Below are 12,559 nucleotides of genomic sequence, written 5' to 3' on the forward strand. Positions count from 1 at the left end.
AGCCTGTTAAGGGCGGACCGAAAAGCAGGGTCCGCCCCTACAGACACCGATGTAGGGGCCGATCGTTTTTTTCGATCGGCCCGCCATACCCGCTAAGCTAACCGGTCCAGCAACTTCTGATGGATCCCGCCAAAACCGCCGTTGCTCATCACCAGGATGGTATCCCCCGGCTGGGCTTTTTTGGCGATCATCTCGACCAGCGTATCAATATCCGCACTCCACTGCGCCGGCTGAATGCAGGCATCGGCAACCTCAGAGACCTGCCACGGAATGTGGTGCGGCTGGAACAGGAACACTTCATCCGCACGCGCCAGCGACGGGGCAAGATCGTTCTTGCTGATACCCATCTTCATGGTGTTTGAACGCGGTTCCAGCACCGCCAGAATGCGCGCGGTGCCGCCCACTTTGCCACGCAGCGCGGAGAGCGTGGCGAGGATAGCGGTCGGGTGGTGAGCAAAGTCATCGTACACTTTGATGCCGTTGCTCTCACCGCGCAGCTCCAGGCGGCGGCGGGCGTTGATAAAGTCATTCAGCGCACGCCCGGCATCTTCCGGCTTCACGCCCACATGGCGTGCCGCAGCAATCGCCATCATGCCGTTATGCATATTGTGCTCGCCAACCAGCGCCCAGTTGACCTCGGCTACGCGCTCACCGTCCAGCAGCACTTCCCAGTGCGACGCATCCGGCGACAGCTTCTTCGCCTGCCAGTGGCCGTTTTCACCCACGGTTTCCTGCTCGCTCCAGCAGCCCATCGCCATCACCTGCTTAATATTGGCATCGTGCTCCGGCAGGATGATCTTGCCCTGCCCCGGCACGATGCGCACCAGGTGGTGGAACTGCTTTTGCACCGCACGCAGATCGTCAAAGATATCGGCGTGGTCAAACTCAAGGTTGTTGAGGATCAGGGTGCGCGGACAGTAGTGCACGAACTTGGAACGCTTGTCGAAGAACGCACAGTCGTACTCGTCGGCCTCGATCACGAAGAATGGGCTTTTTCCTAAATTCGCTGAAACCTCGAAATTCCCCGGTACCCCACCAATCACAAACCCTGGCTGATAGCCGCAGGCCTGTAAAATCCACGCTGCCATGCCGGCGGTGGTGGTTTTACCGTGGGTTCCCGCCACCGCAATCACCCAGCGGTCGCGCAGCACGTAATCGTGCAGCCACTGCGGGCCGGAGAGGTAAGGAATATTGCGCTCCAGCACTGCTTCCACACACGGATTGCCGCGCGTCATGGCGTTGCCGATGATCACCAGGTCCGGGGCGGGATCGAGCTGTGAGGCGTCATAACCCTGAATTAAATCAATACCCTGCTTTTCCAGCAGCGTGCTCATTGGCGGGTAGACGTTAGCATCTGAGCCCGTGACTTCATGGCCAAGCTCGCGTGCCAGCATCGCCAGACCGCCCATGAAAGTGCCACAGATACCGAGGATATGAATACGCATAAAAGGTCCGTTGCTTAAAAAGTTCCCGCACAGTGTACCGTCCCCATCGTGCGGAAGAAACGGATTTGCCCTATGTTCTTTAGCGCCCAATCGGCTAGACTGCGTACGCATACGTTGGCAGTTTGTGAAGCAGGCTGCTACTCAACCGCAGATTCAGGGATTGTGTTATGAAAACGTTAGGCGAATTCATCGTCGAGAAGCAACACGACTTTCCGCACGCGACAGGCGAACTGACCGCGTTAATCTCCGCGATCAAGCTGGGCGCGAAGATCATCCACCGCGATATTAACAAAGCTGGCCTGGTCGATATTCTCGGCGCCAGCGGCGCTGAAAATATTCAGGGCGAAGAACAGATGAAGCTCGATCTGTTTGCCAACGAAAAGCTGAAGGCGGCTCTGAAAGCGCGCGGTATCGTGGCCGGTATCGCCTCTGAAGAAGAAGATGAGATTGTGATCTTCGAAGGCGTCGAAAACGGCAAGTACGTGGTGCTGATGGATCCGCTTGACGGCTCCTCCAACATCGACGTTAACGTGTCTGTCGGTACCATCTTCTCCATCTACCGCCGTATTACCCCACCGGGTACACCGGTCACCGAAGAAGACTTCCTGCAGCCGGGCAGCCAGCAGGTTGCGGCCGGGTACGTGGTTTACGGCTCCTCCACCATGCTGGTTTATACCACCGGCTGTGGCGTGCATGCCTTCACTTACGACCCGTCACTGGGCGTGTTCTGCCTGAGCGCAGAGCGTATGACCTTCCCGGAGAAGGGTTACACCTACTCGATCAACGAAGGTAACTATATCCGCTTCCCGCAGGGTGTGAAAAAGTACCTCAAATTCTGCCAGGAAGAGGATAAAGAGACGCACCGTCCTTACACCTCACGCTATATCGGCTCGCTGGTGGCGGACTTCCACCGCAACCTGCTGAAAGGCGGCATCTACCTGTACCCAAGCACTGCCAGCCACCCGAAAGGCAAGCTGCGCCTGCTGTACGAGTGCAATCCGATGGCGTTCCTGGCGGAGCAGGCCGGCGGTAAAGCCTCTGATGGTAAAAACCGTATTCTTGATCTGGTGCCGCAAAGCCTGCACGAGCGCTCACCGTTCTTCGTCGGTAACGATCATATGGTCGACGACACTGAACGCTTCCTGCGTGAGTTCCCGGATAACGGCAACTGATTCGTAGGGGTCGGGCATGCCCGACCCGCGTTGATCAGGGCGAGGCATGCCTCGCCCCTACGATTTAGGCGACGTGAGTGACTTTAAACACCGCCATTGTCTGCACTAACTGCTGCGACTGCTCTTCCAGCGACTGGGTGGCAGCGGCGGCTTCTTCGACCAGCGCGGCGTTCTGCTGTGCCACTTCATCCATCTGCGTCACCGCCTGATTCACCTGCTCGATGCCCCGGCTCTGCTCCTGCGACGCGCTGGAGATCTCTTTCATCAGGGTGGTCACGCGCATCACCTCGCTGGAGATCTCATCCATGGTTTCCCCGGCTTTGGTCGCCATGTCGCTGCCTTCGTTGACGCGAACTTGCGACTCCGCAATCAGCGTACGGATCTCTTTAGCGGCGGTGGCACTGCGCTGTGCGAGGTTGCGCACTTCGCTGGCGACCACGGCGAAACCACGCCCTTGCTCACCTGCTCGCGCCGCTTCCACCGAGGCATTCAGCGCCAGAATATTGGTCTGGAAGGCGATACCGTCGATAACGCCGAGGATGTCGCCAATGCGCTGGGAGCTGTTGGCGATCTCCGCCATTTTCTCCATCACGTAGCACACCACTTCGGCGCCTTTATCGGCCGTGTCCGAGACCGAGCGCGCCAGCAGGTGCGCCTGCTGGGCATTATCCGCATTCTGCTTCACGGTGGCGGTCAGCTGCTCCATGCTGGCGGCGGTCTGCTCCAGCGAGGCGGCCGACTCTTCAGTGCGCTGCGAGAGGTTGAGGTTGCCAGAGGCCAGCTCGCGGCTGCCGACGTCAATCTGCATGCTGGCGTCGCGCACCAGGCTGACCGAGTGCTGCAGCGACTGCTGCATGCTGCCGAGCGCAGCATTGAGGCGGCCCAGTTCGGTATTGCCGCTTTCCGGTACCGGCTGGGTGAGATCGCCTGCCGCGACATGCTCCAGATGCTTAATCGCGCCATCCAGCGGCTTCAACAGCAGTTCACGCAGCACCATCCACGCCAGCGCGACCAGCAGCAGGGTCAGGCCGCCCGCTACCAGAATCAGCACCGTCATCAGCGTTTGATTGCGTGCCGCCTGCGCCAGCTGAGCCTCGCTCACCTCATCGGCATAGCTGCCGAAATTATTGACCGCATCGGAGAACTTACCGGCCAGCGGGGAGATGTTGCCCTCCAGCACCTCGTAGTAGTCATCCGCGCTCTGCTTTTGCAGCGCGTTCATCATCGGCGTGATGCCGCCGTCCAGGTAATTCTTGTAGGTGGCGACCACCGCATCGGCCAGCGTTTTACCGTGCGCCGTCACCGTACCGGCATCGACGAATCGTTTCAGCTCTTGCTGTGAAATAGCCACATAACTGGCAGAACGCCTGGCGATGGTAGCCGCTTCATCCGGCAAGCCAACCTCAAGCTTGCGAATGGCCAGCGCGGCGGTAGCGCGGGTGCGCAGCAGGTTGCCATTAGTGATATATAAGGCATTGAGTTCAATACCCTGGATGCGATTGATAACATCCAGCGAGCGATTTCCTTTCTGAATAGCGATAATCCCCATGATGCTGACCACCAGCAGCAATAGCGTCATCAGTGAGAGCAGCACCAGTAATCCCGAGCGTATTGAAATCTTCTTCAGCATGATTGTTGTCCCGATAAGATAGTCAGATTATTCAAGAGCGTTAAATCGTCATCATTATCGGCACTTCTGCGGTTAATCTTTACCCTTCGCGCAGGGTTATGTGCCTTCTGAGACCTCCAGCCTGATCTGAGTCAATAACGACGTCCGATCGCGCACGCTGGAAAACCCCGGCGCAAAGCGCGGCAGCAGCGACAGCGTAAAGCGCAGGTGCTGACCCGGTTCACGCATAACAATGCGGCTTTCCGGCTCGGCGAAGACCTCACTCAGCGGCTGCGCGCTCTCCGGACTTCCCCCTGACGGCAGAAAATTGAAGCTGGCCGCGCGGCTGTCGAGGCGGGCATCATGCAGCCGCAGCTGCATCTCACCCTGTTGCCCGAAGGCAAAGGCCGCTTCTGCGCCCTGCGCTGAGGTGAAGCGCACGCTGATAATTTGTGGCGCATCGCAGTCAATGCCGATCTGCACCTCGCGCGCCGTCAGGCTCAATTTTTCTGCCGAGCCGGGGATAAGGTGGCGATTCAACTCGCCGTAATCGATGCGCCCACCGTGGCTGGTCACGTGACAGGCTGCTTCTGCTGACGCCGCAGAGAGCAGCGTGGCCAGAATCAGCAGGCTGTTACAGGCACTGCGCGATAACTTTTTCATACAGTTGTTTCTCCGATCTGCTGTTTTTGCTGTCGTAATGGAATTCACAGCGCTGTTCGCCGCTGCCGGTCTCGGCGACAAGATGCACCTGTTCGGGGGCGTTGCTTAGCCAGACCACGCCATCATCGATGGCGCTGGTGATGTAATTGTTTTTTCGATCCCAGACGCGGCTGCCGCGCGGCAGCGGTTTACCGTTAGCCAGCGTCAGGTTGAACAGCAGGCGATTGCTGGTGAGCATGGCATAGCGAAACTTTTTCACCGTGCCGCGCGCCAGCGTGGCATCACGGTGACCGTTACTGATATCAATATGTTTTGGCAGCTTCTCGGTATTCACATCGATGCTGCTGCGCTGCCACGGCGTCATCGACGGCACCAGCGCCCGCCCACGCCAGTCGGTCCAGCTGGTGCCGCCGGGCGAGACGATCTCCACCCCGGCCAGCTTCTCATTCAGCTCCACCACGCCGAAGGTATCGCCAATGCGCGAGGCGGTGAAGGTCAGCCCTCCCTCATGCAGCGCCATGCCCCCGTTAAGGCCAAGGGAGTAATTTTGCTGCCCGGCGCTGTCGTAACCTGCGGTGGCGTTCATCCACGTATAGTGCAGATTGGTGTTCAGGGCGCCGTAGACCGACGAGGCTCTTCCCGTCAGGTCGCGCTCGGTCGAGAGCTGGTAGTTACTGTTGTCAGAGAGTTCGCCACTGCTCTCCAGCCCAATACGTTCGCTGTCATTGCTGCGACGGTAGTAGCTGTTTTGCCGCTGTTCGCCGAGCGGGAAGCTCAGGTTAAGCGACAGCTGGCGGTCGTTGCTTCGCCCGTCACTGCCGTGTGAAGCGTGCACCGTCACCAGCGTAGACGCCACGCGCTTACTCCAGCCAAGGGTGTGAAAGCGCGAAGGTTTGCCATCATGCGAGCGTTGAGATACCGCGTGGCTGTAGGTGAATCGCCCCAGTTTAGGGGGCGCCCAGGCCAACATCAGGCTGTACTGGGTGGTGCCCTCTTTCTTTGTCGTGCGCTGGCGATCCGTCGCTTCAGCCGGCGTGAGAAAACCACTGCTGCTTTTAGTCAGCCCGACGCTGGCGGAGAAGGTGTCAGAGAACTGATAGCGCGTGTTCAGCCGCAGCTGTCTGCTGACCTGGCGACGGTAGCTGTCATTGACCGCGACCAGCTGCGACATGACCGTCAGCGCGGGCAGCGGGGCGGACGAAGCCGCCAGCGCCAGCGAATGATACTGCCGGGATAGCAGCATGCCGCTTTGCAGATCGAGCCACCCTGCCGGCTGCCACTGCTGCGACAGCGTCGCCAGCAGCGGTTGCTCGCCACCGCCGCTGTTGCGCATCTTTCCGATCGCCAGCGAGTAGCCCTGCGCGCTGGAGGTGAGCGTGCGCCCGAAGCCGCTGGCCGGTACGCTGAACTGCTGCACGCGTCCATCGGTTTCCGTTACCGTTACCTCAAGATCGGCATTGCGATTTTTCACCGGAATATTATCCAGCGTGAAGGCGCCTGCCGGTACCAGCGTACGAAAAACCTCCATGCCATACTGGCGGATTTCGACTCTTGCCTGGGCCGTCGCGCTAAAGCCGTTTACCGTCACGCCGGAACCTTTCTCCGGATTCAGGCCGTTGTCCGGCATCAGCTGTACGCCGTTAATGACGCCCAGCGCAAAGGGCGTATTGCTGACATTCACCACCCCCGCCTGCAGCAGTTTGTTGAGCGGCTGCAGATAGCGCTGCGCCCAGAGCGAGCTGATTTCGCCGCCCACTTTGCCATCCATCTTCTGAAACTGCTGGCGACTGCGCACCAGCCAGTTATTAACATTGATGCCGTTCTCGGTGTTCAGCCAGCTGTAACGCTCCTGCCAGCCGCGCGCGCGCGCCAGCGAGGTATAGAATTCGTAGTTGAGCATGCCCGCGCCACCGCCCTCTTCACCCTGCAGCGCCGGATCCTCCTGCTGCAGTCGATCCTGCGGCACCACCAGGCTGACCGTCAGACGGTAGGGACGATAGCGAATGCTAACGTCAGGATCGCTGTCGGCCCAGTCATGACAGGCGGCACTCTCCTCGCCTGCCGGGCCGTCAGGCCGCACCTCTTTCACGCCCAGCTGCTGAAACAGTTTGGGCGTAAAGCACAGTGCCCCCTGCGGGCCAAAACGCACCCGAAAGGCGCCCACCATCTGGCCGTTCAGGCTGATATCCACCAGGTTATCGCCTGCCGGGAAACGGTTGTTGCGCTCAAGCAGCTGCAGCATGCTGGGGTCGATACCGCTGCGCTTCAGGCGCCCCGCGTCCCAGCTGACGGCGGCGCTGGCCGGCTGCGTCCCATCGTCTGCAGCGCCACAGCCAGAATGCAGGGCGCCAGCGAGGGTCAGCAGCAGAAGTAGCGGCCTGTTCATTAGCTGGCAAGCGAGACCGGCTGTTTAAACTTACCGGCAACATAGCCATATTTAGAGAGCGTCTGAATCTGCACCTGGCGACCCGACTGGACGCCTGCGCTTTCCGGCAGCGTCACGTTTAGCGACTGCCCCGGCAGGATGTAGCTTTTACTGAGCTTCAGTTTCCTTCTTAGCGGCAGCAGTTCAATCTCCTGCGCCAGGCGCACCACCATGTCTGAGGGATTGGTGACGGTTAAGGTTGTGCCGCGCTGAGTCCATTTCAGCGCCTTCCACGGGTCAGCGCTCATCTCCAGCGCTGCCGGATGGATAATGACCGGCAGATCCTGACGAATATTCATGCCAATACTGTTGGCGCCGCTGGCAGTCTGCGGCGGTATCCCTTCGAAAATAACCCGCTTCATGTGCTGATGCTGCAGCGGTTTATCCTGATTGAGAATAAAGCGCACGCGCTGCGTCTGACCGGCAGCAATGCGGCTAACGGGTTGAGTGACCAGTATCTGCGGCTCTTTATCATCCGGCAGGTCGTAAACTTTTACGTAAAGCAGCGCTTCGGTATCGCTGGTGTTGGTTATATTAATACTGCCACCGCCCTCTTCCTCATTAATAAGCACCATTGAGGTTTCAGGTTTCATAATTGATGACTGCGCGAAAGGAGAAATAACAGCCAGTGATAATAATAAAGAACGTAATAACATATAAATAAACTTTCCGTTAAAAATAACACATAGAGAAAAAGGACATGCCACCAGGGTTCGTGGCATGCCAAAGATAACTATTTTTTCTCTGCGTAATTCAGACTGTAAAGGCGTTAATTACGCCTCTATTAAGCGAGGGGAGATAACGTCAGGTCAGAGATAGACCACATCAAAAGTTGCCATACCGGAGAGCGTAATATCATCAGCGTTCCCGAGGTCGTTAATTGACGCAATATAGGGCGTGGCCGAAAGTCCCATGGTCAGCTCTTTGGTTGCCGCTGGCAACGCTTCGCCGTCCAGCGCTAAGCCATACAGACTATTGCCGGATGCCTTCCATTGAATTTCCTGACTGCTGGCTGTCCAGCTGCTGCCGCCGGTATCCGACTCCAGCAGCATCACCGCCTGTTTGTCATCAGCATGGGCGTTCTTTGCCTCGGCACTCAGCGTCCAGGCGCCGATCATCTTGCCTTCTGACGTGGTACCCAGACTGAAATAGCTGGCGTCGTTTTTACCATCAATGCTGACTTGCCCTGCCAGTTCAGCAATATCGGCTGGCTTCACCAGCACCAGCGCGCTGGCTTCACAGGCAACTTTGAGGTTAACGCTTTTACTCTCCAGCTGGGTTGCCCGGTTGGCGTGCAGGCTAGTGGCATCAATATCCCCCCAGTTAAGTACGCTGCCACCTTCCAGCGCAACGTTGCAGGCGGGTGGCTCGATAATCCCCCTGACCTGCAGCCGTGCCTGGGTTGCTGCCTGCGCCGCACTGAGAGATCCCAGCCCCAGCACAGCGGCGGCGACCAGTGGTAATGTCATTTTTTTCATATTAATCACTCTTTAATTCAGGCGTTGTTTCAGAGGTAGACAATGTCAAAGGTCGCGTTGCCGTTGAGCGGGATATTCTCCAGCTTGCCCAGCTCGTCCGCCGGGGAGATAGCCGGGGTGACCTGGATATTCAGCATCACGTTTGAGGCGACCACCGGTGCAGCCGTTACGCTGTCGCTGAAGGCATTCAGGGTTTCGCTATTACTCCACTCAATGGTGTTGATGCGGGTCCAGCTTGAACCATGGTCATCTGAGCTGACGAAGAAAATATCGGGTTTACTGTTCAGTTGAGATGCCTCGCGGATGGTGCTGATGCGGTAAACCCCCACCAGTTTGTTTTCTCGCGTGGCGCCGAGGCTGAACTGTAGCGCCGGATCGGGCACCCCATCCAGCGGCGTGCCGGCCAGCTCCGCCACATCCTTCGATTTGATGGAAAACAGCGTTGGGGAGGCACAGCTAACGTTCAGGCTGGTGCTTTTCTGTGACAGCCAGGTCGGCTCATCGCGCTTCAACTCTGAGGCGCGGATCTTGCCCCAGTCCAGCCTGCCGCCGCCCTGAAAATCGATGTTGCACGAAGGAGGTTTAATCACTCCGCGAATTTCCAGCATGGCGCTGTCTGCTGCCAGCGCGTTTTGGCTCACTGTCACGCTGCAGAGTAAGGCCAGAGCGCAGGAGAGTTTTTTTATCTTCAGTGTCATTGTTGTAGTCCGTAACTGAGGGGGGCTATGGCAGTGGGAATACACCGCAATCACCCCAACAAGATTCGCAGCCATCATAGTTTTCCTGTCTGGTAAGTCACTTTATTAATCTATTAATCTCTCGCTAAAAGAAGAAAAGCAGTCATTAATGCTGGCTAAAGCGGCATTCACCGCTGTTCCACTCCCCTGCAGCAGGGGCAGACAGGGAAGCTGCAGGTCAGAGAAAAAGGGGCGCTGAGCGTGGCGTTTTTTTGCACAAAATGGAGATTATTAATCGATTAATCTGCTTAAAACGGCAGCGCTTAAGCTTTTTTAATCCCTGTAGCGCATCAGCGGCAGCGTTTTTTCTCGCAAACACGGCGCCACCGCGCTCAGGTCTATTCTGAAAGCCGGAAAAAGGGGGGTGCGTTGCCGGGTGAGATAGCTATAATACCTGGCACTTAACTACGCTAATTAAAGGAATCGAAATGAGCCTGAACCACGTTCCTGCGGGCAAAGACCTGCCAGATGATATCTACGTCGTGATTGAGATCCCAGCGAATGCCTCTCCGATCAAATACGAAGTCGACAAAGAGACTGGCGCGCTGTTCGTAGACCGCTTCATGGCGACTGCGATGTTCTACCCGTGCAACTACGGTTACATCAACAACACCCTCTCCCTGGATGGTGACCCGGTAGACGTGCTGGTGCCAACCCCGTACCCACTGCAGCCAGGTTCAGTGATCCGCTGCCGTCCGGTAGGCGTGCTGAAAATGACCGACGAATCGGGTGAAGATGCCAAGGTTGTTGCCGTTCCACACAGCAAGCTGAGCAAAGAGTATGAGCACATCCAGGATGTGAACGACCTGCCAGAACTGCTGCGCGGCCAGATCACCCACTTCTTCGAGCAGTACAAAGCGCTGGAAAAAGGGAAATGGGTTAAAGTTGACGGTTGGGAAGGTGTGGCAGCGGCTAAAGCTGAAATTGTTTCTTCTTTCGAGCGTGCAGCAAAATAATCCGTGCAGGAGATGAACTCTCCTCCGCGTTAAATAAAAACACCGCTGCGGCGGTGTTTTTTTTGCTAATCTAACTGTCCCGTTAAAATAAAAACAGCCTTCCGCTTTAATCGATGAGCGATATCGTAATCGCATTCTCAGGGGAATAATCATCCTGAACGGCAAACAGACTGTTGCTAAATACCGGATGCAGTTTCAGGGTAAAACTGAGATGCTGCCCAGCCGGGTTGATAATAATCTGACTGCCCGGCAATAATTTTGCCGTACTCTTACTTTGCGCTTCATCGCTGCGCAGCCACGGCGATCGTTCAATAAACTGACTGGCATGTTTGTCGAGCACCAGCGCTGAAATAGCCACCTCGAGATTTCCATCACGGCCAAAAGAGAACTGCTGCGGGTTGCTGCCGTTGCGCCCGCTAAATGCCAGTTTCATCTCCCGGGGGGCATCGCAATCCACGCTGACCTGCACTTCACGTGCCGGTAGTTCAATCCGGCTGGTGCTGTCTGGCATAATCTGTTTATTCAGCTGGCCATAATCCAGCTGTAAAGTACTGCTGCTGATAGTACAGGCTGCTGCGGCCCCCAGCGGAGTGAGCAGCAGGGCAGCAGCCAGCGCGCGCCTTGCCAGCTGACGCATCTGAATTTTTCTTTTAATCACTTTTCCTCCCTGATGTTTGCGCATGCGCTGCCCCGCTAACGATCAGCCGAAACTTTCCGGCGACGTAGCCATACTTTGACAGGCTCTGAATCTCCAGCTGGCGCGTCTCTGACCTTCCCTGCCCGGCCAGCGTGATGACCTCCCCGGGCAGCAGATAGCTTTTATCCAGCGTCACTGTTTTCTGCTGCGGCAGCAGCGTGATGCTCTGCGCCAGGCGAACCACGTAGCGGCCGCTATTTTCGATGCGCAGATCGCCATTGACCGTCCTGCAGCGCAGCATCTTCCACGGATCCGCCAGCATGGGCAGAGCCGCCGGATGGACGATCACCGGCAGATCCTGGCGCAGATTGACCGCCACGCGATCCGCGTCGATCGGCACCAGCGGGATCCCCTCAACGATCATCCTTTTCAGGTGCTCATGCGTCAGCGCTGCGCGGGTATTGAGTAGAAAGCGCACGCGCTGCGTCTCGCCAGCCGCCAGCCGGGTCACCGGTTGCGTGACCAGCAGCTGCGGACCCCGATCGTCCGGCAGATCGTAGATTTTCACATACAGCAGGGCGTCCACATCGCTGGTATTGGTCACGTTCAGGCTGCCGCCCTGCGCCGCCTCCTGGATCAGCACCATCGAGCTGGCCGGGCGCATAATGGATGCTTCTGCTGCGCCCGCCCCCAGCAGCGCAGTCAGGCAGAGGGTTAGCGCACTGAATCGATTGAATTTCACGGGTTGCGGTTACCGTTAGTTGCGCTACAGATAGACTAAATCGAAGGTGGTGCTGCCGGCCAGGGTGACGCTGTCGTCAAAATCCAGCGCCTGCCGTGCCGCCACCGAGGGGGTAACGCGCAGCGTAAAGACCGCCGTTTTCGCCGGCAGTGGCTGCGGGTTAGCGCCGTCAGAAAAGGCGATCAGCTGCTCACCCGACGTGGTCCAGCTCAGCTCGTCCTGCACCGGCTGCCAGGTTTTACCCCTGTCGTCGGAACTCATCAGTGCCGCCATCTTTTTCCCATCCACCAGGCAGCTGCTGGCCGCGCTGCGAATGGTGTAACTGCCAATCGCTTTGCCTGTGCGGGTGGTGCCCAGGCTGAACCGGGTGGCATCGCCGCTGCCTGCCTCTGCCGCTCGGGCGGCAATATCCTTAGCGCGCAGCGCGAACAGGGTAGCGGTTTCGCAGCTGACGTTAAGATGGGTGGTGCGCGCAGGCAGCGTGGTGGCATGGGTGGTTGACAGCGACGCGCTGTTAATCTGCTGCCAGTCAAGCACCCCCTGCTGGTCAATGGTCAGATCGCACGAGGGTGGCGAGATCGCCCCTTTTACCTGCAGCGTGAGCTGCGTATCGGCGTGCGCGGTTGAAGCGGTAATCAGCGTGCTGAGCAGTAAAGTGCGGCTCACTATTTTCATCCTGTTCCTCCCTGGTTGAT

At 57.8% G+C, this 12,559-nt stretch carries 12 protein-coding genes; 2 read left to right on the forward strand and 10 right to left on the reverse strand.

Annotated features, from left to right (window positions below; translation table 11 throughout):
• Positions 1 to 92: 92 nt before the first annotated feature.
• Complete coding sequence (gene mpl / locus ID864_RS06155; RefSeq protein ID WP_048917369.1) at positions 93 to 1,445, reverse strand: UDP-N-acetylmuramate:L-alanyl-gamma-D-glutamyl-meso-diaminopimelate ligase; 1,353 nt, start codon at positions 1,443 to 1,445, stop codon at positions 93 to 95.
• 167 nt (positions 1,446 to 1,612) lie between these two features.
• Between mpl and fbp the strand changes: the two genes are divergently transcribed.
• Positions 1,613 to 2,617 (forward strand): class 1 fructose-bisphosphatase, encoded by a 1,005-nt coding sequence (gene fbp / locus ID864_RS06160; RefSeq protein ID WP_048917370.1) that lies wholly within the window; start codon positions 1,613 to 1,615, stop codon positions 2,615 to 2,617.
• A 64-nt stretch (positions 2,618 to 2,681) separates the two neighbouring features.
• Here the strand turns inward: fbp and ID864_RS06165 are convergent, their stop codons facing one another.
• The 6 genes from ID864_RS06165 to ID864_RS06190 form a co-directional block, all read right to left on the reverse strand.
• Complete coding sequence (locus ID864_RS06165) at positions 2,682 to 4,247, reverse strand: methyl-accepting chemotaxis protein (RefSeq protein WP_191149569.1); 1,566 nt, start codon at positions 4,245 to 4,247, stop codon at positions 2,682 to 2,684.
• 96 nt (positions 4,248 to 4,343) lie between these two features.
• A complete protein-coding gene (locus tag ID864_RS06170; protein ID WP_048917372.1) occupies positions 4,344 to 4,889 on the reverse strand; it encodes a DUF1120 domain-containing protein in 546 nt (181 codons plus the stop codon).
• Positions 4,861 to 7,275 (reverse strand): fimbria/pilus outer membrane usher protein, encoded by a 2,415-nt coding sequence (locus tag ID864_RS06175; protein ID WP_191149570.1) that lies wholly within the window; start codon positions 7,273 to 7,275, stop codon positions 4,861 to 4,863. The genes ID864_RS06170 and ID864_RS06175 overlap by 29 nt, the downstream gene beginning before the upstream one ends.
• Entirely contained in the window at positions 7,275 to 8,036 is a 762-nt protein-coding gene (locus ID864_RS06180) for a fimbria/pilus chaperone family protein (RefSeq protein ID WP_318153224.1), read from the reverse strand. The genes ID864_RS06175 and ID864_RS06180 overlap by 1 nt, the downstream gene beginning before the upstream one ends.
• Before the next feature lie 87 nt (positions 8,037 to 8,123).
• On the reverse strand, positions 8,124 to 8,792 hold the full coding sequence (locus ID864_RS06185; RefSeq protein WP_191149571.1) for a DUF1120 domain-containing protein: 669 nt from the start codon (positions 8,790 to 8,792) through the stop codon (positions 8,124 to 8,126).
• Positions 8,793 to 8,821: 29 nt separating this feature from the next.
• Positions 8,822 to 9,490 carry a DUF1120 domain-containing protein gene (locus tag ID864_RS06190; RefSeq protein WP_180276842.1) on the reverse strand — a complete coding sequence of 223 codons (669 nt, stop codon included), beginning with the start codon at positions 9,488 to 9,490 and terminating at the stop codon, positions 8,822 to 8,824.
• Positions 9,491 to 9,957: 467 nt separating this feature from the next.
• Here ID864_RS06190 and ppa point away from each other — a divergent pair, with 467 nt between their 5' ends.
• Positions 9,958 to 10,485 (forward strand): inorganic diphosphatase, encoded by a 528-nt coding sequence (ppa, locus tag ID864_RS06195; protein WP_048917376.1) that lies wholly within the window; start codon positions 9,958 to 9,960, stop codon positions 10,483 to 10,485.
• A 106-nt stretch (positions 10,486 to 10,591) separates the two neighbouring features.
• Here ppa and ID864_RS06200 read toward each other — a convergent pair whose 3' ends face one another.
• The 3 genes from ID864_RS06200 to ID864_RS06210 are packed head-to-tail and all read right to left on the reverse strand — an operon-like array spanning position 10,592 to position 12,530.
• Positions 10,592 to 11,143, reverse strand: coding sequence for a DUF1120 domain-containing protein (locus ID864_RS06200; RefSeq protein WP_191149572.1), 552 nt, complete (start codon positions 11,141 to 11,143; stop codon positions 10,592 to 10,594).
• On the reverse strand, positions 11,136 to 11,864 hold the full coding sequence (locus ID864_RS06205; protein ID WP_191149573.1) for a fimbria/pilus chaperone family protein: 729 nt from the start codon (positions 11,862 to 11,864) through the stop codon (positions 11,136 to 11,138). The genes ID864_RS06200 and ID864_RS06205 overlap by 8 nt, the downstream gene beginning before the upstream one ends.
• Before the next feature lie 24 nt (positions 11,865 to 11,888).
• The gene (locus ID864_RS06210) at positions 11,889 to 12,530 is read right to left on the reverse strand and encodes a DUF1120 domain-containing protein (protein ID WP_191149574.1); all 642 of its coding nucleotides are present in this window, start codon (positions 12,528 to 12,530) and stop codon (positions 11,889 to 11,891) included.
• Between the last annotated feature and the right edge of the window lie 29 nt (positions 12,531 to 12,559).

Origin of the sequence: Erwinia aphidicola (assembly GCF_014773485.1) — a bacterium.
GTDB classification, from domain to species: Bacteria; Pseudomonadota; Gammaproteobacteria; order Enterobacterales; family Enterobacteriaceae; genus Erwinia; species Erwinia aphidicola.

Excerpts from the sequence above, each read along its gene's own strand:
- mpl (WP_048917369.1), bottom strand. The coding sequence starts at position 1,445 with ATGCGTATTCATATCCTCGGTATCTGTGGCACTTTCATGGGCGGTCTG.
- fbp (WP_048917370.1), top strand. The coding sequence starts at position 1,613 with ATGAAAACGTTAGGCGAATTCATCGTCGAGAAGCAACACGACTTTCCG.
- ID864_RS06165 (WP_191149569.1), bottom strand. The coding sequence starts at position 4,247 with ATGCTGAAGAAGATTTCAATACGCTCGGGATTACTGGTGCTGCTCTCA.
- ID864_RS06170 (WP_048917372.1), bottom strand. The coding sequence starts at position 4,889 with ATGAAAAAGTTATCGCGCAGTGCCTGTAACAGCCTGCTGATTCTGGCC.
- ID864_RS06175 (WP_191149570.1), bottom strand. The coding sequence starts at position 7,275 with ATGAACAGGCCGCTACTTCTGCTGCTGACCCTCGCTGGCGCCCTGCAT.
- ID864_RS06180 (WP_318153224.1), bottom strand. The coding sequence starts at position 8,036 with ATGCCACGAACCCTGGTGGCATGTCCTTTTTCTCTATGTGTTATTTTT.
- ID864_RS06185 (WP_191149571.1), bottom strand. The coding sequence starts at position 8,792 with ATGAAAAAAATGACATTACCACTGGTCGCCGCCGCTGTGCTGGGGCTG.
- ID864_RS06190 (WP_180276842.1), bottom strand. The coding sequence starts at position 9,490 with ATGACACTGAAGATAAAAAAACTCTCCTGCGCTCTGGCCTTACTCTGC.
- ppa (WP_048917376.1), top strand. The coding sequence starts at position 9,958 with ATGAGCCTGAACCACGTTCCTGCGGGCAAAGACCTGCCAGATGATATC.